Raw genomic sequence first — 21,871 nt, forward strand, 5'->3', positions numbered from 1 at the left:
TGCCGGCGGAGGACTGGGTCAGCTCCAGGCTCTCGCGCGTCGCCGCGTCGATCATCATGTAGTCGCCGGCCGTGAGCGCCACCGGCGGGCGGAGGAAGGGGAGCGATTCGCGCGCGCCTTCCTCCAGATAGGCGAGGAGCCCGCCCGCCGCCGCCAGCGCGCCGCGGTCGAACTGGCCGAAACCGTCCAGGGTCGCGACCCCGAACCGGTCCTTGAGCCGCTTTTCGGCGGACAGACTGTCGAAGCCGGCGCGGCGCTCCTGCGCTCCCGGCAGCGGCTCGGGCGAGACGATCTCCGCCGCCGCCAGCCGCGCGAGCTCCGCGTCGAGAGCGCCATGGGACACCGAGGTCAACTCGAACCGGCCGGTCGAAATATCGGCGGCGGCGATGCCGAAGCGATCGCCGGCCCGCGCCACCGCAACCAGCCAGTTGGCGGCGCGCGAATCGAGCAGCGCCTCTTCGGTCAGCGTGCCTGCGGTGACGACCCGGACGATGGCCCGGGCGACGACCGACTTCGAGCCGCGCTTCTTGGCTTCGGCGGGGCTCTCGGTCTGCTCGGCAATGGCGACGCGGTGGCCCGCTTTGATGAGCCGCGCCAGATAGGCTTCGGCGGCGTGGATCGGGACGCCGCACATCGGGATCGGCTCGCCCTCGTGCTCGCCCCGTGCGGTCAGCGCGATATCGAGGCACGCGGCCGCGACCCGCGCGTCGTCGAAGAACAACTCGAAAAAATCGCCCATCCGGTAGAACAAAAGAGAGTCTGCCACTTCGGCTTTCAGAGCCAGATATTGCGCCATCATCGGCGTCGGGGCGGATTCGGATTTCTTCTGGACGGTAGCCATGCGCGACAAGCGATAGAGGCTTCGCGGTCTAGAAGGAACCGCGTTGCGCGCCGCTATTGCCGAAGGCGGGAACCTGTCGTCATATGTCGACGGGACAGGGGGATCGGAATGCACGTCACGATCGTCGCCATAGCATTGCTGATGATCCTGATCGGCGGGCCGTTGATTCTCGGTCTGATCGGCTGGATGACGACGCGGCAGGCCGCGCCGGCATCGGCCGGCCGCTGGAATTGGCCGCTGACGATCAACTCGGCGCTGATCTACACGCTCGCCTTCAATCTCGTCTTCTTCACCCAGGAACTGTTCCTGGTGGTGCCGAAAGCGCTGACGCCGGGGCTGAGGCCGACCCTCTATCACAACAACCACGGCTGGGAGGGCGATCATCCGCTGGCGAGCCTGTTCCAGGGGACCGGGGCGCTGGCCATCTTCATCACGGGCGTCCTCTTCGCCCTCCTCCTGCGCTACCGGCCGGGCCGCTCCGTTCCGGCGCAGCTGCTCCTCATCTGGATGACCTATCACGGGCTTCTCCAGTCGCTGCCACAGGTCGCGGCGGGCGCGATCAGCGAGGGCAACGATGTCGGCATGGCGATGGATTATCTGGGGATGAGCGCGGCGGCCAAGACGATCGCCGCCCTGGTTGCGCTCGCCGCCATCCCCTTCATCGCGCTGGCGCTTGGCCGTTCCTTGCTGGGCCTCGCCGCCGAGCAAGCCGCCGTCGCCAGCGCAGGCGATCGAACGCGCTTCATCTTCCGTGTCGCTGCCGTGCCAGGGCTGATCGCCATTCCCCTGATCATCGCTTTTCGGGTGCCGCGCGAGCTCCTGGAAGTGGTCCTTCCGCCCGTGCTCGTGACCATTATCGGAATCGCCTGGATGCAGGCCGGTGCGTGGCGCATAAGGAATGCGAAGGCGATCGGCGCCCCGGCGCCAGGTTCGATACGCACGTCCCTGATCGCCGTGCTGACGCTGCTCCTGATCTTTCAGATCGTGCTGAGGCCGGGCATTCCCTTCTTCTAGCGCCGCCTCGCCCGCCCTTGCGAAGGAGACGCCCTTGCGAAGGAGACAGGGCGCAGCCTACAGCATGACGCCAAGATGGGAGACGCGAATGAGCGAAGGCAGCAACGTCAAATTTTCGGAAGCTGAAGCGCTTGCGTTCCATTCCGAAGGGCGTCCGGGCAAGATCGAGATCGTCGCGTCGAAGCCGATGGCGACGCAGCGTGATTTGAGCCTCGCTTACTCCCCCGGCGTCGCCGTCCCCGTCCGCGCCATCGCCGCCGATCCGGCCGCCGCCTATGACTATACGGCCAAGGGCAATCTCGTCGCCGTTATCTCCAACGGCACGGCCATCCTCGGCCTCGGCAACCTCGGCGCGCTCGCCTCCAAGCCGGTGATGGAAGGCAAGGCGGTGCTGTTCAAACGCTTCGCCGACGTCGATTCGATCGATATCGAGCTCGCCACCGAGGATGCCGACCGCTTCATCGACGCCGTCGCGCTGATGGAGCCGAGCTTCGGCGGCATCAACCTCGAGGATATCGCCGCGCCGTCCTGCTTCATCATCGAGCAGGCGCTTCGGGAGCGGATGAACATCCCGGTCTTCCACGACGACCAGCACGGCACCGCGATCATCACGGCCGCGGGCATCATCAATGCCTGCCACCTGACCGGTCGTAAGCTCAAGAACGTCAAGGTCGTCGTCAACGGCGCGGGCGCCGCCGCCATCGCCTGCACCGAGCTTATCAAGTCGATGGGCGTGCGGCCCGACCATGTCATCATGTGCGACCGGAGGGGCGTCATCTATCAGGGCCGCGAGGACGGAATGGACCAGTGGAAATCCGCCCACGCGGCCCGCACCGAAGCGCGCACGCTGGAGCAGGCCCTGAAGGGCGCCGACATCTTCCTCGGCCTTTCGGCGGCGGGCGCGCTCAAGCCCGGAATGGTGAAAGAGATGGCGAAGAGTCCGATCATCTTCGCCATGGCCAATCCCGATCCCGAGATCACGCCGCCCGAAGCCAAGGCTGCCCGTCCCGACGCGATCGTCGCCACCGGCCGCTCCGACTATCCAAATCAGGTCAACAACGTGCTGGGATTCCCCTTCATCTTTCGGGGCGCGCTCGACGTTCGCGCGACGACGATCAACGACGAGATGAAGATCGCCGCCGCCCAGGCGCTGGCCGAGCTCGCTCGCGAGGCCGTGCCCGAGGAGGTCGCCGCGGCCTATGGCGGCAAGGCGCACAGCTTCGGCCCCGACTACATCATTCCCGCGCCCTTCGATCCGCGGCTGATGGAGGTCGTTCCCGTCGCCGTCGCCAAGGCGGCGATGGACAGCGGAGTCGCGCAGTTCCCGATCGCGGACATGGAGGAATACCGCACCCGCCTGAGATCGCGGCTCAACCCCACCACGTCCGTTCTGACGCTGGCCTACGAGGGCGCGAAGGCGGATCCCAAGCGCGTGATCTTCGCCGAGGGCGAGGAAGACGTCGTGCTCCGCGCCGCCATCGCCTTCCGCGACGGAGGCTACGGCATTCCCGTTCTCGTCGGGCGCGAGGACGTCCCCGACAGGCTGAGGGCGCTGGGCGTCGACGACCCCGAATCGTTCGAGTTCGTCAACAGCCGCACCTACGGCCGCGTGCCGGAGATGGTCGACTATCTCTACCAGCGCCTGCAGCGGCGCGGCTATCTGCAGCGCGAGGTCGAGCGGATGGTGAACCAGGACCGCAACACCTTCGCGGCTCTCCTGCTCGCCCTCGGAGAGGCGGACACGCTGATCAGCGGCGTTACCCGTCCCTACGGGCAGACGATCCGCCAGCTTCGCCGCGTGCTCGACGCCAAGCCCGGCTGCACGCCCCTCGGCATCCACATACTGGTCGGCCAGACCCACACCATCTTCATGGCCGACACGACCGTGACCGAGCGACCGACCTCCGAGCAACTCGCCGACATAGCGACGCAAACGGCGGCCGTGGCGCGCCGTATGGGCCACGAACCGCGTGTCGCCTTCCTATCCTATTCCACCTTCGGCAATCCAGAAGGCACCTGGCTCGAGAATATCCGCGGCGCCGTCCGTCTGCTGAACGCGCGCGGCGTGGATTTCGAATATGAAGGCGAGATGGCGCCCGACGTCGCGCTCAACCGCGCACTCGCTCCCATCTACCCGTTCAGCCGTCTCACCGGCCCGGCCAATGTCCTGGTCATGCCCGGCCTCCAGTCGGCCAATCTATCGGCCAAGCTGCTGAAGGAGCTGGGCGGCGACGCGGTGATCGGGCCGATGCTGGTCGGCATGGCGCAGCCGGTTCAGGTGGCCGCGATGACGGCCACCGCCTCCGATCTCGTCACCCTTGCCGTGCTCGCGGCCGGAGGCATCGTGCGCTGAATACCTCCCCCGAGGTTTCTCGGGGGCGGTTTCAGGTCACTGATTGTTTTGAGTAGGGGCGGACATGCCGGCGGCGCCGACCTGTCCGATATTGCCGAACAGCTCCTTGAAGAAGCCGCGATCGCGGCCCAGGGTCGGCGTTTCCGCGTCCATCGGGTCGATCGACACGATCTGCTCCAAGCCCGAGCGCTCGATCGAGGCGACGTTGCCGGCCTCGTCAAATCGGATGTGGAACACCGTCTGGTCCACCGCCTTGGGGTGATTGAACGCGAGCTGTCGGGTCCGGCGCGACACATAATACCAGTCGCGTTCGGTGAACTGGCCGGTGAAGGTCGGGCGGCCGAGCGTCGCCTGCACCGAGTCGCGATTGTCGACGCCGGGTTGGACCGATGACAGCAGCACCTCGTCGGCGACATAGCCCTGACGACTCGGGATGGTCGAGCAGCCGGCCGCCGCCAGGCCGAATCCCAGCACCAGCGCGAGGCCGGCGGAACGTGCAAAGGGAAGCGTCATGGGCGAAAAATCTCCTGAAAAATCAGCCGGCGCCATACTCTGCGACCGGCACGCGCCTTGCGGGCCGCCTCTTCGCGCCCCAATATGCAAGATCGACCCAAGCGCGCAAGAGCGCGCTGCTCAGCTCAGAGGGGATAAATGTCCTTCCTGTCGCGTATTTTCGGCGAGAAGCGGAATCGCGATCGCCTTCGCCCGCTCTACGCCTCCCTCGTCGCCGAGGCGCGCCACCCCGCCTGGTATCGCGAAGGTCAGGTGCCGGACACGCTCGACGGCCGTTTCGACATGGTCGCCGCGATTCTCGCGCTGATACTGCTGCGGCTGGAGCACGACGGGGATGAGGCACGCGACGATTCGGTGCTGCTGACCGAGCTGTTCGTCGATGACATGGACGGCAGCGTGCGCCAGATGGGTATCGGCGACCTGATGGTCGGCAAGCATGTCGGCCGGATGGTGAGCGCATTGGGCGGCCGCCTCGCCGCCTTCCGCGATGCGGGCGGCGGTGCCTTCGACGAACCGGTCGTGCGCAACATATTCCACGAGTCGCCACCGTCCGATGAGGCGGTGCGCTTCGTGAGCGCACGGCTCGGCGATTTTCGCGACGGGCTGGCGGCCATGCCGGCCGATCGCCTCCTCGCCGGGGAGCTGCGCGTGCCATGAACCCCGAATTCAGCCGCACCGTTCGAATCGACACGCTCGGCGGCGCTCCCAAGGCGATCGACATAGCCGCCGATGAAGACGAGCGGGCGGCGCTGGCCGAGCGATTCGATCTGGTCACACTAGACGGCCTCTCCGCCGAGCTTTCATTGCGCCGCGACGGCGAGGCGGTCGCCGTCGCCGGCACCCTGCACGCCGAAGTGATTCAAGGCTGCATCGTCACCGGCGCGCCGGTTCCAGCCGCGATCAAAGAGGATTTCAACATCCTCTTCTGCCCGCAGTTCCGGACGGCGGCGGACGAGGAGGTCGAGCTCCATGAAGGCGAGATGGACGTGGTCTTCTATGACGGCGCGTTGATCGACATCGGCGAAGCGGTGGCGGAGACGCTGTCGCTCGCGCTCGATCCTTATCCCCGCTCGCCCGAGGCCGAGATGGCGCTCCGCGAAGCGGGCGTCAGCAGCGAGGAGCAGGCGGCGCGGGACGAGGAAGAGGCGAAAGCCAGACGCAGCCCGTTCGCGGCGCTGCGCAAAAGCTGAAAACGGAAGGGAGAGGGACATGAACGGCGTCACACCCTATCTGACGATCGGCGACGGCCGGGCGAGCGAGGCGGTCGATTTCTACAAGCGCGCCTTCGATGCCGAGGAGCTGGGGAGGCATCAGGCCGAGGACGGCAAGCGGCTGATGCACGCGCACCTGAAAATCAATGGCGCCGACCTCATGCTGTCCGACGATTTCCCCGAATATCATGGCGGCGGCGAGACGGCGGCGCCTTCGGCCGTCACCCTGCACCTGGCCGTCGACGACGCCGACCAGGCCTGGTCGCGCGCGGTCGGCGCGGGCGCGGAAGTGGCGATGCCGCTCGCCGACCAGTTCTGGGGGGACCGCTACGGACAGCTTCGCGACCCGTTCGGCCACACATGGTCGATCGGCGCGCCAAGCCGCGAGCCCGATCAGGGCTGAGAGTCAGAAGGGGACGTCGTCGTCCAGATCGCTGTCGAACGCCGGCTGCGGGCGTGACTGCTGGCGGCTGCCGCTGCCGGAGCCGGTGTCGCCATAATCGTCGCCATAGCTTCCGCCGCCCCCGCCGCTGCCCTTGCTGTCGAGCAGGACGAGTTCGCCGCGGAAGCGCTGGAGCACGACCTCGGTCGAATATTTGTCCTGGCCCGACTGGTCCTGCCATTTGCGGGTCTGGAGCTGCCCTTCCAGGTAGACCTTCGAGCCTTTGCGCAGGTACGACTTGGCGACCTTGCCGAGATTCTCGTTGAAGATGACAACGCGGTGCCATTCGGTCCGCTCCTGGCGGTTGCCGTCGCGGTCTTTCCAGCTCTCGGACGTGGCGACGCGCAGGTTCACGACCTCGCCGCCATTGTTCAGGGACCGCGCCTCGGGGTCATCGCCGAGGTTGCCGACCAGTATTACCTTGTTCACGCCCGCCATGGGCCATTCTCCTAACCGTCATGCGGCAACGCGCCGCTTGCCCTCCACCTACGCCATAGTCGCGGCGGAAGCCAAGGCCCCGGCGCCGCAGATTACTCGGCGGGGGAAGCCGCGGCTTCGCTTTTCCGCCGGCTTGAGCGGAAACCAAATATGACGATCAGCAAGGTCACGAGCTGCGCGCCCAGCGCCTCGGCGGTCGGCGAGATGCCCAGCAGCGGGATTCTCGGTCCGCCGGGAACCAGCGTGATCGGTATCATGCCCGCCTCCTGCAGCGCGCCTACCCCCTTTCCGGCAAGAACGACCGCGAGAATGGCGATCAGGATAGAACTGTAGGCGAAGAACTGCGTGATCGGCAGCTTGCGGCTGTAGCGCAGCATCACCCAGGCGATGATCGCGAGGAGCAGCATCGCGGTCAGGGCGCCGGCCAGGATGGTGCCGCCATTCCCCTGGGTCCACAAGGCGGCGTAGAAGAGGATAGTCTCGAACACCTCGCGGTAGACGACGACGAAGGCGAGGCCGGCCATGAACCAGGCCGAGCCACGCGACAGGGCACTGTTCATCTTCGATGCGATGTAGCGCCGCCACTCGTCGGCCTGGGATTTCCCATGCATCCAGATGCCGACGGACAGCAGCACGATGGCCGCCAGCAGCGCGCCGAAGCCCTCGGTCAGCTCGCGGCTGGCGCCGCTGATGGTGATGAAATGGGTGGCGGCGAACCAGGTGGCGACACCGGCGACCAAAGCCGTGACCCAGCCGCCGTGAACGTAACGAAGCTGCTCGGTCCGGTCCGCTTTGCGCAGGAAGGCGATCATGGCGATCACCACCAGCAGCGCCTCCAGCCCCTCGCGCAGCAGGATGACGAAGGCGCCGAGGAAGGTGGAAAGCTCGCTTGCCGCCTCGGGCGCCAGCGCGGTCTCGGCCCGGGCCAGGAGTCCATCGATCTCGGAGAGTTGCTGCCGCAACTCCGGCTCGGGACGACCGGCGGAGACCGCCGCCCGGAAGCCCGAGAGCGCCTGCTCGACCTCCAGCATCAGGTCGCCGTCGCGAGTCGCGAGCACCGCCTCCACCGGCTCGAAGCCGTCGAGATAGGCCGACAGGGCAAGCTCCTCTGCAGCGTCGCTATCGCCGGCCGCATAAGCGGCGAGGCTCTGGGCAAGCTTGTCGCGGACCGTGTCCAGCGACCCCGAGCCGTCGGCGGTCACGACCGCGCCGGGATTGGCGCGCAGATACGCGGTCACCGCATAGGCGCGCTCCTCGCCGATCTTGTCGGCAAGCGCGGCCGGCGCGATCGCGGCCAGCGCCGCCATGTTTGGTATCAGGCGGCGGACGCTTTCATGCTCGTTCCAGATGCGCTCGCCCTCGGCGACATCGGGGAAGGCGAAACGGCCGGCATGGAAGGCGAGCGCCCAGCGATCCTCCTCCGGCAAGAAAGCGAAACTCTGCATCGTCGTGCCTTCGAGGCCTTGGGTAATGACCTGATAGAGACCGAAGACGCTCCGCTCCCTCGCCCGGTCGCGATCGGCGAAGGCAATCGGCGGCGGATCGATCGCGGCCATCGCGGGCGGGGGCCCCTCCCCCGCGGGCCCGTGGCAGGAGCCACAATTCTGGGCATAAAGGGTCGCCGCGCGGCCAAGGTCCGGGACGGTCGCGGGCGCCAGCGGAACCGGGTAGGCGGCGAGGAGATCGCCGGCTAGGCCCTTGGCGAGCGCCGCCACCTGTTCGGACGGCACCTGGTCGGCGATCGCTTGCTGCAGGCGGGCAGCTCCGGCCTGAAGCCCCGCCCGCGCCGGATGATCCGGCAGCGCCGCGATTCGCTCGCTGACCGAATTCGAGAATTCGACCATCTCGTCATATTCGAACTGGTTGACGATCTGGCCACCCTGGACCGCCTCGCCATAATCGACGGCGACATAGTCGAGGAGCCGCCATGTCGTCTGGACGCCGCTATTCGCCTGCTGGGCGGCGGCGGGCCAGGCCAGAAGGACGAGAAGCAGCGGAAGGAACATCGCCTTTACCAGCGCGGATGAAAGGCGATGTGGAGCCTGAGCGATGCCGGTCATGCGGCACGCTTAGCATGCTGCAACTCATTATCAATAGCGCGTGGAGTATCGCGCGTCAGATCGCCGGGTAACGCAGCCGCCCGAGGAATCGGCTGAGGCTGGGCAGGCGCTCGCGGTTGCCGCGCCAGCTCGCCTTGAATTTCTCGAATCGCATGACGTCGTCGATGCGGCGGTCCAGGAAGCCGCGGGTTTCACCGAGGTCGTCGCTGTCGTCGTCGAGATAGACCAGCATCGTTGACGTGTAGAGGGCGGAGAGGATGCCGCGCTTGCTGTAATGGTTGAAATCGGTCGAGGTGTCGCCGGCGATGCGCCACATCCGGTCGGCCGCCCGCCAGGCGAGCCGGGCCGCCGTCATCGCATTCTGGGGCCGGGCGAGGATGGCGAAGGCGCGGCGCAGCGCCTCCTTGTGGGGGTGGATGACTTCGATCCGATACATCACGAAGTCACGTATCCGTTGCCGGATTTTGAGCTTAGAGACGCGCTCCGGCGGCCAGGCCTTGGCCATCGCCCGGTCGATCGCGTCGAACCATGCGTCGATCATCTCCACCGCCCCGCCAGGGAAGCAGAGCCTCGCCCGTTCGGACGGCACACGAAGTTCGGCAGCAGCCATGGCGAGCGCCTCGTCGCTCCAGCCGTCGAATGCGGCATGGGCGGGAATCAGCGGCGCCAAGGCCGCGCGCAGCTCGTCCAGGGTCATCTCGCCAGGGGGAATGGGGGCTTCGGTCATCCGGCTCTCCGTTCGCGCCCTACATGTGTCTCGGAAGACCCCGATACAAGTTCATTCGGCCTTCGATTCGCGCCCCGGCAGCCGGATCAGGACCAGAGCGGCGCAGATCAGCAGGGCACCGAATATGTCGGTGGCGCTGAGGCGCTCGTCATAGGCAAGCCAGCCGATCAGCGCCGTCACCGCCGGCTGGGTGAGAAGCGCGATGCCGACGACGACCGGGCTCAAATGGCCCATGGCATAGACGAGCAGGCCCTGGCCGATCACCTGGCTGCTGAGCGACAGGAAGACGAGCGACGTCCAGTCGCCGGGCATGACCGTTTCACCCAGTGCCAAGGCGAAGAGAAGCATGGGCAGCGCACCCGCCGTGGTCGCCAGCGCGAGCACCTGCATCGGCCCGAGGCGCTTTCTCGCCCGGTCGATCACCACCAGATAGAGGAAGTAGAAGAAGCCGGCGAGGATCGCGAACAGGTCTCCGGCGAAGTGGCGCGGCGACAGCTCGTAGCTGTTCCCCAGCATCAAAGCCGTTCCGATGATCGCGAGGGCGAAGGCGCCCGCCTGCATCGGCTTCGGCAGGGTCCGCACCATGATGAAGCCGTAGAGCGCGAAGAGGAAGCTGGACGAGTTGCCGAACAAGGTCGCGTTGGCAAGCTTGGTACGCAGGATGCCATAATGCCAGGCGGCGAGGTCGGCGGCGAAGAACAAGCCGCCGAGCACGATCAAGGCAAGCAGGCCCCATTCCGAACGGACACGGCCGCCGGCGCCAGGGCGCGCGAGCAGGAGCAGCAGCGGAACGGCGAGGGCCAATCGCCAGAAGCCCGCCGCGACCGGCCCGACATCGGCGAGGCGCACCATCCATGGCCCCAGCGCCAGAAACAGGTTGGCGACGATCAGCGCCGCGAACGCGTGGCGGCCGGTTCGTGCCGCGGAGGGGTCGGTCGGGTGATGCATGGCGGATGAGGGGCCGCTAGGCCGCGCCCACGGCTCGCGTCAAGCGACCGCGCCGAAGTGAGCGCCCACGTTCACCATCACCAGCGCCGCGCGGGCGGCCTCACCGCCCTTGTCCTTGTCGTCGGGTCGCGCCCGGGCGAGCGCCTGAGCCTCGTTTTCCACGGTCAAGATGCCGTTGCCTATAGCAAGGCCGTCGAGGGTTAGCGCCATCAGGCCGCGCGCGCTTTCGCCGGCAACGATCTCGAAATGATAGGTTTCGCCGCGGATGACGACGCCGAGCGCGACATAACCGTCATAGCGGCCGGTCTCGGACGCGCGGGCTATCGCGGCCGGAACCTCAAGCGCGCCCGGCACGGTCATCACCTCGACTTCATGCCCCTTGAGCGCCGAGCGCGCGCCTTCGAGGAGGAGGTCGTTCAGGTGATCGTAGAAGCGTGCCTCGACGATGAGCAGCCTGGCCATACTCAGGCGTCCGCCAGCGGGATCGGTCGCTCGCCGACGATAGACAGGCCGTAGCCGCCGAGCGCCACCGGCGTATGATGGGTATTGGTGAGGAGGACCATTTCCTGGACGCCCAGCGCCGACAAAATCTGGGCGCCGACGCCATAATCACGCAATTGCTCGGCATTCTCGCCGCCTGAGATGCCGGCACGGCGGTTGAGGGCGGTGGAAAGAGCGTTCGGCATCGGCCGATTGATAACGACGATCACGCCGGCGCCCTCCTCGCCAATGACGCGCATCGCACCTTCGAGGAGACCGCCGCGCTGCCCCGCTTCGGCGAAGGCGTCGGAGAACAGGCTCAAGGCATGCATCCGGACCAGGGTCGGCTTCTCGGGATCGATATGGCCCTTGACCAGGGCCACCTGCTCATTGCCGAGCGCCTTGTTCAAAAAGCTCTTCGCGGTCCAGGTCCCGCCCCAGCGGCTCTCGAAACGTGCCTCGGCGGTCTGCTCGACGAGATGATCCTTTTTGAGGCGATAGGCGATGAGGTCGCGGATCGTGCCGATCTTGAGGCCGTGGAGCTGGGCAAAGGCTATGAGGTCGTCCATCCGAGCCATGGTGCCGTCCTCGCGCATGATCTCGCAGATCACGCCCGACGGATTGAGCCCGGCGAGCCGCGCTACGTCGACCGCGGCCTCGGTATGGCCGGCGCGGATGAGGACGCCGCCTTCCTTCGCGACGAGCGGGAAGACGTGGCCGGGCGTCACGATATGCTCGGGGCCCTTGGAGGCGTCGATCGCGACCGAGATGGTCCGCGCCCGGTCGGCGACGGAAATGCCGGTCGTCACGCCCTCTTTCGCTTCGATCGAGGTGGTGAAGGCGGTTTCGTGCCGCGTGCCGTTGTGGCGGCTCATCAGGCCGAGGCCCAATTGCTCCACCCGCGCCTTCGACAGCGCCAGGCAGATGAGGCCGCGCCCGTGCTTCGCCATGAAGTTGATCGCGTCGGGAGTCGCCATCTGCGCCGGAATGACGAGATCGCCTTCATTCTCCCGATCGTCGTCGTCGACCAGGATGAACATGCGGCCGTTGCGCGCCTCGTCGATGATCTGCTCCGGGCTCGCCATCACGCCGCGGCTGCCGCTGGCGAGGAACTTCTCCAGCTTCACCAAGGTGTCTGCGGTGGGGTTCCAATCCATATCGCCGAGCTTTCTCAGCGAATTGGGATGAAGCCCGGCAGCGCGGGCGAGGCCGGAACGGGATATCTCGCCGGAGGTGACCAGCTCGCTCAGCCGGTCGATCAGGATGGTGCTCATGGCGCGCCGCTATCACATCGCGATGTGACACGACAATATGAAATCACACCCGACTGGCGCGAAGCTCCATCATCCGGCCGAGATAACGCGCGAGGATGTCGATCTCGATATTGACCTTATCGCCTTCGGCCAAGCCGGCGAGCGTCGTCGCACTGGCCGTGTGCGGGATGATGTTGACGGTGAAACGCACCCCGTCGGACAGATTCTCCACATCGTTCACCGTCAGCGACACGCCGTCGAGCGCTACCGAGCCCTTGGCCGCCAGATAGGGCGCGACCTCGTCGCCGGCGATAAGGGTAAGACGCGTCGAATCGCCCACGGGCAGAACCGCATCGATCTCGCCGACGCCGTCGACATGACCCGTGACAATGTGCCCGCCCAACTCGTCGCCGACTTTCAGCGCCCGTTCGAGATTGAGGCGCCCGCCCTCATCCCACATGCCGGGCGCCGTGCGGCTTTTTGTTTCGGCCGAGACGTCCACCGCGAACCAATGCTCGCCCTTGTCCACCACCGTCAGGCAGACGCCCGAGCAGGCTATCGAAGCGCCCAGGTCGATCGTCGCCAGGTCATAGCCGCTGCCGATCCTGGCACGCAGGTCGCCGCGTTGCTCAATGGCCTCGATCCGGCCGATATCGGTGATGATCCCGGTAAACATCAGAGTCCCTATTGCTGCATCATCCCGGCGGAAAACCGGTTCCCACTTTTCCTGATGATGCTCGAACGCGCTCGTAGACTTCCAACCGGTCAATGCCAAGCGGACGCGTGTCGGTGAGCATCCAGCGCCGATGGGCGGCGGCGATGCTGTCGAGGCCGACATAGCCCAGCGCCGACTTGCCCTCGCCGATCAGGATCGGCGCACGGTAGATCAGCATGCGGTCGACGAGGTCCGCCGCGAGGAAGGCCGAGGCCGCCCCCGATCCGCCTTCGACAAGCAGGTCGTTCACATCTCGGAGTGCGTGGACCTCCTCCGGGTTGCCGAGACGTGTCCAGCCCTCGACGGTGTCGCCACGGGTCAGGATGGCGCGCCGGGGCGATCGATCCTCCAGCCCCGGCAGGCGCACGTCGAGCCTCGGCCCGTCCGCCTCATAGGTGCCGCGCCCGACCAAGATCATGTCCGCTCGCGCCCTTTCTCCGTGGACGTGGGCGCGGGCGTCCTCGCCGGTGATCCAGCGGCTCTCGCCCGACGGCAGCGCGATCTTGCCGTCGATCGACATGGCGAGCTTCAGGGTGACGAAGGGCCGTCCCAGCCTGTGGCGCATGAGAAACCCCGCCATCGAGCGTTCGGCGGCTTCGGATTCGACGCCGGTCACGACCGCGATGCCAGCGGTGCGCAAGTTTTCCAGGCCACGCCCGTTCGTTCGGCTGTCGGGATCGCGGACCGCGACCACGGCGCGCGCCACTCCCGAATCGACGAGGAGATTTGCACAGGCCAAGCCGCGCTCGCTTTCGTGAGCGCAGGGTTCGAGGGTCACATAGGCGATGGCGCCGCGAGAATCGTCTCGGGCCTCGGCCAGCGCCATCGCCTCGGCGTGCGGGCGTCCGCCGGGTTGGGTCCAGCCGCGCCCGACGACGCGGCCTTCCTTCACGATCACGCAGCCGACATGGGGGTTGGGCGCCGTCCGGCCCCGGCCGCGCTCGCCCAGCGCGACGGCGGCGGCCATCCAGCGCCTGTCGTCCGGATCAGATGCCGAACTGGCGCTCAAGCTCTTTGAACTGCCGCTGCCGCTCGACGGCGATCGCATCCTCGCGCGCCTGCCGCTCCTTTTGCGCCGCTGCGATCTCGGCGTCGGTACGGTTGGCACTCCAGCTCTCGACGTAGATGAGCTGCTCGCCCGGCGCGATGTTGGTGCGCGTGTCGTAGTAGAAGAGGACGATGATCGAGACCGGTATCACCATGGCGAACAGGGCCGCGATCCATTGAACCCGGCTGCGCTCCTTCGCGAAGGCGCGAAGGTCCTCCCAGAGGGCGCGGGGAGAGGCGGGACGGGGAAGCGGCATCGGCCGAAGATAGGGCCGGCGCCGCCGAAGCGCCAGCCCCAGCCATGGGTCAGCCGTTGAGCCGGAAATGGACGGTGAGGATCTTGCGGCTCTCGACCGGCTTGCCGTCCAGGGTGGCGGGGCGGAACCGCCAGCGGCTGAGCGCGTGCCGCTCCGTGACGCTGTAGAAGGCCTCGCTCGTCGCCCGCACCTTCTCGGCCGACTTCACCCGACCGTCGGCGCCGATCAGGAGGCGGATGGTGACCGTGCCTTCCCGATTCATGCGCCGTTCCGACGCGGGATAAGGCGGCTGCAACGCTATCCCAGCGCGCATCTCGGGTTCGATTCGCACCGGTGGAGCCGGCGGGTGAGGCATGTCGACAACGATGGGACCGTTCGGGATCGGCTCGATGGGGATGATCCTGTCCGGCTCCGGCCGAACGAGGGAGTCGGGCTGCGGCGGCAGATCCACGAGCGGCTTCATCGAGTCGACCAACGCCGGCGTCTGCTTCGTCTTTGTCGGCTCGACCGGAACGGGTGGGGGATCGGGCTCGACCGGCACCGGCTTGATCTCGAGTGGCGTGAATACCTTTACGACCGGCACATCCATCCTCGAAAGGGCAAGGGCCGTGATCGCGGCGCCGTGAAGCGCGATGACGGCGAGCAGGCTGACGGGGCTCTTGGATGTCTGCGCCAGGAAGCCGGCTTCGGACATGATGACTCTCCTTGCAACGCGCCGCTTATGCGGCTGCTAAGGAAGGTTACATCATATCGTAATGATATACCATACCCAAAATGGACTTGCGGTGCTTGCGGACCGCAGCGAAATGTCAGGCTGCGGCCGCTCTCAGCCGCGCGACGCTCTGCTCCTGACCGATCAGGAGCAGCAGCGGCGCCATTTCGGGGCCGCTGTCGCGGCCGGTGAGGGCTTGGCGCAGGGGGAGGAAGAGCGACTTGCCCGAGCGGCCACTACGTTCCTTGAGGGTCGTGGCCAGTGCCTTCCAGGGCGCCTCGGCCCAATCGATCGTCGCGGCGACATCCGCCGCCGCCGCCACGAACGCGCGGTCTCCGGCCGAGGCGCGGTGTTCGACCGGTCCTTCGACGATCTGCCACCATTCGGCGGCTTCGGCGACAGCGCGAAGGTTGGGGCGAATCACCGCCCAGGCTTCCTCGCCCATGCTTGCGGGCAGCCGATCCTTCACTGCGCTATATTCGAGCTGGTGGACGATGCGGGCGTTGAGCGCGGCGAGCTCCTCCATGTCGAACCGCGCCGGGGCGCGGCCGAAGGTGGCGAAATCGAAGCTTTCGATCAGTGGTTCGGGCGTGGCGAACGGCTCGACCGGCAGGCTGGTGCCGATCCGCGCCAACTTGGCGACGAGAGCAGCGGACTCGATCCCGGCCTCGCGCATCGCCTCGACGCCCAGCGAGCCGAGGCGCTTGGAGAGCTTGCCCTCTGAACCGACCAGCAGCGCCTCATGGGCGAAGGCCGGCGGCGGCGCGCCCAGCGCTTCGAACATCTGGATCTGGAGCGCGGTGTTGGTGACATGATCCTCGCCGCGCACGACATGGGTCACGCCCATGTCGATGTCGTCGACCGTGCTCGGCAGCATGTAGAGCCAGCTTGCATCCTCGCGCCGGATGACGGGGTCGGACAGCAGCGCCGGATCGAAATGCTGAGGTCCGCGGACGAGGTCGTGCCATTCGATCGCCGCGCCGTGATCGAGTTTGAATCGCCAGTGGGGCCTCCGCCCCTCCGCCTCCAAACGGGCAATCTCTTCCGGCTTGAGGTTTAGCGCCGCCCGGTCGTAGACCGGCGGCTTGCCCCGCCCGAGCAAGACCTTGCGCTTCAGATCCAGCTCCTGCGCGGTCTCGTAGGCCGGATAGGCGCGTCCGCTCTCGCGAAGCCGCTCCAGCGCCGTGTCGTATCGGTCGAAACGAGCGGACTGCCGGTGCTCCTCGTCGGGCATCAGGCCGAGCCAGGCGAGGTCCGCGCGAATGGCCTCGACATGATCCTCGGTCGAGCGCTCGGCATCCGTGTCGTCGAGGCGAAGAATGAAGCGGCCGCCCCTCTTGCGCGCCCACAGCCAATTGTGCAGCGCCGTCCGGATATTGCCGACATGGAGGCGGCCGGTCGGCGCGGGGGCGAAGCGGGTGGTGACGGTCATGATCTCGCCTCTATTGAAGGTGCTTCCAGGCGGCAACGCCCCTTGCCATCGGGGGAGGCGCGGCTAAGGGAGAGCGGGGCGGCCGCTTACGGGGATTCTTCGCATGAAATTGATGTCGGGCAATTCGAACCTTGCGCTGGTGAAGGATATTGCCTCCTATCTCGAGCTGCCGATTACCGAGGCCAGCGTTCGCCGCTTCGCCGACGAGGAAGTGTTCGTCGAAATCCATGAGAATGTGCGCGGCGAGGACGTGTTCGTCGTCCAGTCGACCTCCTATCCGGCCAATGACAACCTCATGGAGCTCCTCATCTGCATCGATGCGCTGAAGCGCGCGTCGGCCAAGCGGATCACCGCCGTCGTTCCCTATTTCGGCTATGCGCGGCAGGACCGAAAGCCCGGACCCCGCACACCGATCTCGGCCAAGCTCGTCGCCAACCTGATCACCGTGGCCGGCGCCGACCGCGTCCTTTCGATCGACCTCCATGCGGGACAGATCCAGGGCTTCTTCGATATCCCGACCGATAATCTCTACGGCGCGCCGGTCATGTCCGCCGACATCCAGGCGCGTTTCGCCGGACGACCGATAACGGTCATCTCGCCCGACGTGGGCGGCGTGGTGCGTGCGCGCTCCCTCGCCAAGCGGCTCGACAACGCCCCGCTGGCCATCGTCGACAAGCGCCGAGAGAAGCCGGGCGAATCGGAGGTGATGAACATCATCGGCGACGTCTCCGGCCGCTTCTGCATCCTCGTCGACGACATCGTCGATTCGGCCGGGACCTTGTGCAACGCCGCTGCCGCGCTCAAGGAGGGCGGCGCGGAGGACGTCGTCGCTTATTGCACCCACGGCGTCCTGTCGGGCGCCGCCGTGCCGCGGGTCGAGAAGTCGGCGCTGAAGGAGCTGGTCATCACCGATTCGATTGGCGCCACCCAGGAAGCGGCGAGCGCCTGCGACAAGATCCGCGTCCTCACCATCGCCCCGCTCCTCGCCGAAGCCATCCGCCGCATCGCCGATGAAAGCTCGGTCTCCAGCCTGTTCGACTGAGCGGTCACACGTCGATAAAGATTTCAAACGGGTCGTAGCTCCCGAAGCTCCAGACATTGCCTTCGAGGTCGCGCGCCTCGTAGCTGCGGCCGCCGTAGTTCCGGTCGGTCGGGGGGCTGATGATGGCGGCGCCGGCGTGGACGGCGCGGGCGTGGTGCGCATCGGGGTCGGGGAGGACGACATAGATGCTAGCCGTGACCTTGCCGCCCGTCTCCGCCGGCGTCACCATCGCCAGCGCCTCCCCGATGCGGGACGAGACGGAGCCTACCATGATCATGTTGCCGTCGAGGGTGAGCTCGGCATGTTCGATCCGCGCCTTGTCCCCGCTCTCGTAGATCATGTTGCGGGAGAAGCCGAAAGCCTCGCAAAGGAAATCAATGGCGGCATGGGCGTCGCGATAGGCGAGGCAGGGGATGATGGCGGGATTGACGGACATGCCTTTCTCCCTTCGGCTGCGGCCTATCGGATAGCATGAAGCCCGAGCCCGGCGAAGCCTGCCGGCGCTTGCCTTCGCCGACGCATCGCCTTATAGGGCGCGCTCTTTCCAGCTCTGGAAGAATCGAACTGCCCGGCTATCCAAGGGCTGCCGTGGCCGTTCTCAAATGTCGCGCAAGCGCCAAAGGAGACAAAATGCCCAAGTTGAAGACCAAGAGCGGTGTGAAGAAGCGCTTCAAGCTCACCGCCACCGGCAAGGTGAAGCACGGCGTCGCCGGCAAGCGTCACCGCCTCATCAGCCACAACGCCAAATATATCCGCCAGAACCGCGGCACCGACGTGCTCGCCGACGCCGATACGGCGCGGGTGAAGCTGTGGGCGCCCTACGGCCTGAACTAAGGAGTATTTGAGCCATGGCACGCATCAAGCGCGGCACGACCACGCGCACCAAGCATAAAAGGCTGCTGGATCAGGCGAAGGGCTATTATGGCCGCCGCAAGAACACGATCCGCATCGCCCGCCAGGCCGTCGAGAAGGCCGGCCAATACGCCTATCGCGACCGCAAGGTGAAGAAGCGGTCGTTCCGCGCCCTCTGGATCCAGCGCATCAACGCCGCGGTCCGCGCCGAAGGCCTCACCTACGGCCAGTTCATGCACGGCCTGAAGCTCGCCGGTGTCGATCTCGACCGCAAGGTCCTGGCCGACATCGCGATGCACGAAGGCGACGCCTTCAAGGGCATCGTCGCCCAGGCTCGCAAGGCGCTCCCGGCCCAGGCCTGAGCATCGGCCGTGTAGAAGGATGAGGGCGCGGGGGACCCGCGCCCTTTTTCTTGCCTAGTAGAGCCGTTCGTAGGCGGGAAGCGTCAGAAACTCGGTCAGCCCGTCGGCCGTGACCAGGTCAGTGAAGATCCGTTTCGCCTCCTCAAGATTCTCGGCCGCCCCCAGTCGCGCCATCTCCTCGGCGAGCAGCGAGTCGAACAGCGTCCGGTCAAGCCTGCGGCCGTCGTCGAGCCGCGCTTCGAACTTCAGCCACTGCCAAAGCTGAGTGCGGCAGATTTCGGCCGTCGCGGCGTCCTCCATGAGGTTGTAGAGAGGCACGGCCCCGCGGCCGCCGAGCCAGGCGGCCAGATACTGGACGCCGACGCGGATATTCTCGCGGACGCCGGCCTCGGTGCGGGGGCCGTTGTGCAGGCGGAGCATGTCATCGCGGTCGACGTCACCGCCGATGACGCGATCGAGCTGGTTGGGTCGATCGAACGCCGCCATCGCCACCGGCACCAGTGCCGGATGTGCGACCCAGGTGCCGTCATGGCCGTTTCGCGCCTCGCGCTCCTTGTCGGCGCGCACCTTCTCGAACGCTGTCGCATTGGCCGCCTCGTTCCCCTTCACCGGGATCGCCGCCGACATGCCGCCCATGGCGAAGGCGCCGCGGCGATGGCAGGTCTCGATAAGCTTCAGCGAGTAGGCGGCGAGGAACGCCTTATCCATCGTCATCGCCGCCCGGTCCGGCGTGATCCGTTCGGGGCCGCGCCCCAGCCGTTTGATATAGGAGAAAATATAGTCCCAGCGGCCGCAATTGAGGCCGACGGCATTCTCGCGGAGGGCGTATAGGATCTCGTCCATCTCGAAGGCGGCGGTGATCGTTTCTATCAGCACCGTCGCCTTGATGGCGCCGCGCGCGAGGCCGAGCCGTTCCTCGGCATAGGCGAAGACATCGCTCCAGAGTGCCGCCTCCCGGTGGCTTTCGAGCTTGGGCAGATAGAAATAGGGCCCTGATCCGGCCGCTAGCGCCCGCTCGGCATTGTGCCAAAGGTAGAGGCCGAAATCGAACAAGGCTCCGGCGACCGGCTCGCCGTCCGCCTCATGGTGCCGCTCGGGAAGGTGCCAGCCGCGGGGGCGCACCATCAGTACCGCCGGGCGGGTCCCCACGGCGTAATGTTTCCCCGTCGCCGGGTCGTCGTAGGACAGCCGCCCCCGCCAATAGTCGAACAGATTTGCCTGCCCCTCGACGATATTGGCCCAGCTTGGCGCCGTCGCGTCCTCGAAGTCGGCCATGAAAACCTTCGCGCCCGAGTTGAGCGCGTTGATCACCATCTTGCGGTCTGTCGGGCCGGTAATCTCTACGCGGCGATCGAAGAGGTCGGCGGGAATGTCGCCGACCCGCCAATTCCCGGCGCGGATCGAAGCGGTTTCAGGCAGGAAGTCGGGGAGCGCGCCGGAATCGAAGGCCCGTTGCCGTTCCGCCCGCGCCTCCAGCAGCGCCCGGCGGCGCCCGTCGAAGCGGCGATGAAGCTCGGCGACGAAGCCGAGCGCAGCCTCGGTCAATACATCCTGGGAACGGTCCATGCCCGGCGTCGTGGCGGACTCCGGGCGCTCGGCCAGTCGAGCCTCGCTCACAGCATGGCCTCCGAAGCGATGCTGTAGCGGGTAGTGGCGGAGGTGGCGTGGGGGCAGTGTGTCAGCCGGATCCATTCGTTGCGGGCCTTGCGCTCGTCCTCGAACGGCCCGGACATCGTCTCGGTGCCTGGGATCAGCGAGCGGAAGTCCGGGTCGGCATACTCGCCCCCGACAATCCAATAGCGTATGGTCATCGATCTTCCTTTCAGGCCGCGGCCCTGGTGAATTGCGCCGCCTCGGTCGATTCCGCGAGGGCGACGGTGGACGCCTCCCCGCCCGCGATGGTCTGGGCGATCCGATCGAAATAGCCGGTTCCGACTTCGCGCTGGTGACGGGTGGCGGTATATCCGTGCGCCTCGCTCGCGAATTCGGCCTGCTGCAGCTCGGAGTAGGCGGCCATGCCCCGGTCCTTGTAGCCGCGCGCCAGCTCGAACATGCCATGGTTGAGGCTGTGGAAGCCGGCCAGGGTCACGAATTGGAACTTGTAGCCCATCGCGCCAAGCTCGCGTTGGAACCGGGCGATCGTCTCCCTGTCGAGCTTCGCCTCCCAGTTGAAGCTGGGCGAGCAATTGTACGCCATCATCTTGCCGGGATGCGCCTTCTGCACTGCTTCGGCGAAGCGCCTGGCGTCCTCCAGGTTGGGATGGCTCGTTTCCCACCAGAGGAGGTCGGCGTGGGGCGCGAAGGCGATGCCCCGCCGGATGCAATGGTCGACGCCCGTGCCTTCCTTTAGGCGGAAGAAGCCTTCGGGCGTGCGCTCGCCGGTGAGGAACGCATGGTCGCGTTCGTCGACGTCGGACGTGATGAGCTTGGCGCTCTCGGCGTCGGTGCGGGCGATGAGGAGGGTAGGGACGCCGCAAACATCCGCCGCGAGGCGCGCGGCACCGAGATTGCGGATATGGGCCTGGGTCGGGATCAGCACCTTACCGCCGAGATGGCCGCATTTCTTCTCGGAGGCGAGCTGGTCCTCGAAATGGACCCCGGCGGCGCCCGCCTCGATATAGGCCTTCATGATCTCGAAGCAGTTCAACGGGCCGCCGAAGCCCGCCTCGGCATCGGCGACGATCGGAATGAACCAGTCGCGTCGAGCGCCGCCTTCCATATGCTCGATCTGGTCGGCGCGCTGTAAGGTGCGGTTGATACGCCGGCAAAGCTCCGGCCCGGCATTGGCGGGATAGAGCGACTGGTCGGAATACATGGCGCCGGCGGTGTTGGCGTCGGCCGCGACCTGCCAGCCGGAGAGGTAGATCGCCTCGAGGCCGGCCCGCGCCATCTGCATCGCTTGGTTGCCGGAGAGGGCGCCGAGGGCGTGGACATAATCGTCGGTATTAAGCAGCTCCCAGAGGCGCTCGGCGCCACGGCGGGCGAGCGTATGCTCGATGGCTAGAGAGCCGCGCAGGCGCTCGACATCGGCGGGCGTGTAGGAGCGCTGGATGCCGTTGAAGCGGCCCGGCTGCGAGGGAACAAGGGAGGCGAAATCGGTCATGGCCAGTCCAAAGGTTAGGATAAGGTGAGACCAATGAAGCATCGAAGCGGGGGCGTTGGCCGCAGAAAA

Annotated in this window: 24 protein-coding genes and 1 pseudogene; 8 read left to right on the forward strand and 17 right to left on the reverse strand. The window is 66.6% G+C overall.

What is annotated here, in order from left to right; genetic code table 11:
* Positions 1–841, reverse strand: a pseudogene (locus tag VIR62_RS12500) (DNA mismatch repair protein MutS); the annotation flags it as partial.
* Between the two features lie 108 nt (positions 842–949).
* Between VIR62_RS12500 and VIR62_RS12505 the strand changes: the two are divergent.
* Both VIR62_RS12505 and VIR62_RS12510 read left to right on the forward strand, forming a co-directional pair.
* Positions 950–1,855 carry a hypothetical protein gene (locus tag VIR62_RS12505; protein ID WP_431871756.1) on the forward strand — a complete coding sequence of 302 codons (906 nt, stop codon included), beginning with the start codon at positions 950–952 and terminating at the stop codon, positions 1,853–1,855.
* An 88-nt stretch (positions 1,856–1,943) separates the two neighbouring features.
* Entirely contained in the window at positions 1,944–4,208 is a 2,265-nt protein-coding gene (locus VIR62_RS12510; RefSeq protein WP_431871758.1) for an NADP-dependent malic enzyme, read from the forward strand.
* 36 nt (positions 4,209–4,244) lie between these two features.
* On the opposite strand, the gene VIR62_RS12515 is transcribed toward VIR62_RS12510, so the two are convergent.
* A complete protein-coding gene (locus tag VIR62_RS12515; protein ID WP_431871760.1) occupies positions 4,245–4,721 on the reverse strand; it encodes an outer membrane protein assembly factor BamE in 477 nt (158 codons plus the stop codon).
* 138 nt (positions 4,722–4,859) lie between these two features.
* Between VIR62_RS12515 and VIR62_RS12520 the strand changes: the two genes are divergently transcribed.
* The 3 genes from VIR62_RS12520 to VIR62_RS12530 are packed head-to-tail and all read left to right on the forward strand — an operon-like array spanning position 4,860 to position 6,335.
* Positions 4,860–5,378, forward strand: coding sequence for a ubiquinol-cytochrome C chaperone family protein (locus VIR62_RS12520; RefSeq protein WP_431871762.1), 519 nt, complete (start codon positions 4,860–4,862; stop codon positions 5,376–5,378).
* Positions 5,375–5,911, forward strand: coding sequence for a YceD family protein (locus tag VIR62_RS12525; RefSeq protein WP_431871764.1), 537 nt, complete (start codon positions 5,375–5,377; stop codon positions 5,909–5,911). The genes VIR62_RS12520 and VIR62_RS12525 overlap by 4 nt, the downstream gene beginning before the upstream one ends.
* A gap of 19 nt (positions 5,912–5,930) precedes the next feature.
* Positions 5,931–6,335, forward strand: coding sequence for a VOC family protein (locus VIR62_RS12530; protein WP_431871765.1), 405 nt, complete (start codon positions 5,931–5,933; stop codon positions 6,333–6,335).
* Between the two features lie 3 nt (positions 6,336–6,338).
* On the opposite strand, the gene ssb is transcribed toward VIR62_RS12530, so the two are convergent.
* The 11 genes from ssb to gltX all read right to left on the reverse strand — a co-directional run bounded on the left by ssb (position 6,339) and on the right by gltX (position 16,443).
* The gene (ssb, locus tag VIR62_RS12535) at positions 6,339–6,812 is read right to left on the reverse strand and encodes a single-stranded DNA-binding protein (RefSeq protein ID WP_431871767.1); all 474 of its coding nucleotides are present in this window, start codon (positions 6,810–6,812) and stop codon (positions 6,339–6,341) included.
* 92 nt (positions 6,813–6,904) lie between these two features.
* On the reverse strand, positions 6,905–8,872 hold the full coding sequence (locus tag VIR62_RS12540; protein WP_431871769.1) for an FTR1 family protein: 1,968 nt from the start codon (positions 8,870–8,872) through the stop codon (positions 6,905–6,907).
* Positions 8,873–8,927: 55 nt separating this feature from the next.
* On the reverse strand, positions 8,928–9,599 hold the full coding sequence (locus VIR62_RS12545; RefSeq protein WP_431871771.1) for a COQ9 family protein: 672 nt from the start codon (positions 9,597–9,599) through the stop codon (positions 8,928–8,930).
* Between the two features lie 51 nt (positions 9,600–9,650).
* Positions 9,651–10,547, reverse strand: a complete 897-nt coding sequence (locus tag VIR62_RS12550; protein ID WP_431871773.1) for a DMT family transporter — start codon at positions 10,545–10,547, stop codon at positions 9,651–9,653.
* 39 nt (positions 10,548–10,586) lie between these two features.
* Entirely contained in the window at positions 10,587–11,009 is a 423-nt protein-coding gene (gene ribH, locus VIR62_RS12555) for a 6,7-dimethyl-8-ribityllumazine synthase (protein WP_431871775.1), read from the reverse strand.
* A 2-nt stretch (positions 11,010–11,011) separates the two neighbouring features.
* On the reverse strand, positions 11,012–12,301 hold the full coding sequence (gene ribB, locus VIR62_RS12560) for a 3,4-dihydroxy-2-butanone-4-phosphate synthase (protein ID WP_431871776.1): 1,290 nt from the start codon (positions 12,299–12,301) through the stop codon (positions 11,012–11,014).
* A 43-nt stretch (positions 12,302–12,344) separates the two neighbouring features.
* Positions 12,345–12,956, reverse strand: a complete 612-nt coding sequence (locus VIR62_RS12565) for a riboflavin synthase (protein WP_431871778.1) — start codon at positions 12,954–12,956, stop codon at positions 12,345–12,347.
* Between the two features lie 19 nt (positions 12,957–12,975).
* A complete protein-coding gene (ribD, locus tag VIR62_RS12570; protein WP_431871780.1) occupies positions 12,976–13,962 on the reverse strand; it encodes a bifunctional diaminohydroxyphosphoribosylaminopyrimidine deaminase/5-amino-6-(5-phosphoribosylamino)uracil reductase RibD in 987 nt (328 codons plus the stop codon).
* Positions 13,963–13,981: 19 nt separating this feature from the next.
* Positions 13,982–14,299 (reverse strand): hypothetical protein, encoded by a 318-nt coding sequence (locus VIR62_RS12575; RefSeq protein ID WP_431871782.1) that lies wholly within the window; start codon positions 14,297–14,299, stop codon positions 13,982–13,984.
* A 49-nt stretch (positions 14,300–14,348) separates the two neighbouring features.
* Positions 14,349–14,993, reverse strand: coding sequence for a TonB family protein (locus VIR62_RS12580; RefSeq protein WP_431871783.1), 645 nt, complete (start codon positions 14,991–14,993; stop codon positions 14,349–14,351).
* A gap of 115 nt (positions 14,994–15,108) precedes the next feature.
* Positions 15,109–16,443: a glutamate--tRNA ligase gene (gltX, locus tag VIR62_RS12585; RefSeq protein WP_431871785.1), complete on the reverse strand. Its 1,335-nt coding sequence runs from the start codon at positions 16,441–16,443 to the stop codon at positions 15,109–15,111.
* A 103-nt stretch (positions 16,444–16,546) separates the two neighbouring features.
* Here gltX and VIR62_RS12590 point away from each other — a divergent pair, with 103 nt between their 5' ends.
* On the forward strand, positions 16,547–17,485 hold the full coding sequence (locus VIR62_RS12590; RefSeq protein WP_431871786.1) for a ribose-phosphate pyrophosphokinase: 939 nt from the start codon (positions 16,547–16,549) through the stop codon (positions 17,483–17,485).
* 4 nt (positions 17,486–17,489) lie between these two features.
* Here the strand turns inward: VIR62_RS12590 and VIR62_RS12595 are convergent, their stop codons facing one another.
* A complete protein-coding gene (locus VIR62_RS12595) occupies positions 17,490–17,921 on the reverse strand; it encodes a VOC family protein (protein WP_431871788.1) in 432 nt (143 codons plus the stop codon).
* Between the two features lie 194 nt (positions 17,922–18,115).
* Between VIR62_RS12595 and rpmI the strand changes: the two genes are divergently transcribed.
* Both rpmI and rplT read left to right on the forward strand, forming a co-directional pair.
* Positions 18,116–18,319 carry a 50S ribosomal protein L35 gene (rpmI, locus tag VIR62_RS12600; protein ID WP_404712921.1) on the forward strand — a complete coding sequence of 68 codons (204 nt, stop codon included), beginning with the start codon at positions 18,116–18,118 and terminating at the stop codon, positions 18,317–18,319.
* 14 nt (positions 18,320–18,333) lie between these two features.
* Positions 18,334–18,699: a 50S ribosomal protein L20 gene (gene rplT / locus VIR62_RS12605; RefSeq protein WP_431871791.1), complete on the forward strand. Its 366-nt coding sequence runs from the start codon at positions 18,334–18,336 to the stop codon at positions 18,697–18,699.
* Between the two features lie 54 nt (positions 18,700–18,753).
* Here the strand turns inward: rplT and aceB are convergent, their stop codons facing one another.
* From aceB to aceA, 3 genes are read right to left on the reverse strand one after another with little or no spacing between them, the layout of a single operon-like run.
* Entirely contained in the window at positions 18,754–20,316 is a 1,563-nt protein-coding gene (gene aceB, locus VIR62_RS12610) for a malate synthase A (RefSeq protein WP_431871793.1), read from the reverse strand.
* Positions 20,313–20,510 (reverse strand): DUF4170 domain-containing protein, encoded by a 198-nt coding sequence (locus VIR62_RS12615; RefSeq protein ID WP_431871794.1) that lies wholly within the window; start codon positions 20,508–20,510, stop codon positions 20,313–20,315. The genes aceB and VIR62_RS12615 overlap by 4 nt, the downstream gene beginning before the upstream one ends.
* Positions 20,511–20,521: 11 nt before the next feature.
* Positions 20,522–21,802 (reverse strand): isocitrate lyase, encoded by a 1,281-nt coding sequence (gene aceA, locus VIR62_RS12620; protein WP_431871796.1) that lies wholly within the window; start codon positions 21,800–21,802, stop codon positions 20,522–20,524.
* Positions 21,803–21,871: the final 69 nt, after the last annotated feature.

It is taken from the genome of Allosphingosinicella sp. (genome assembly GCF_036570505.1).
Lineage (GTDB): Bacteria > Pseudomonadota > Alphaproteobacteria > Sphingomonadales > Sphingomonadaceae > Allosphingosinicella.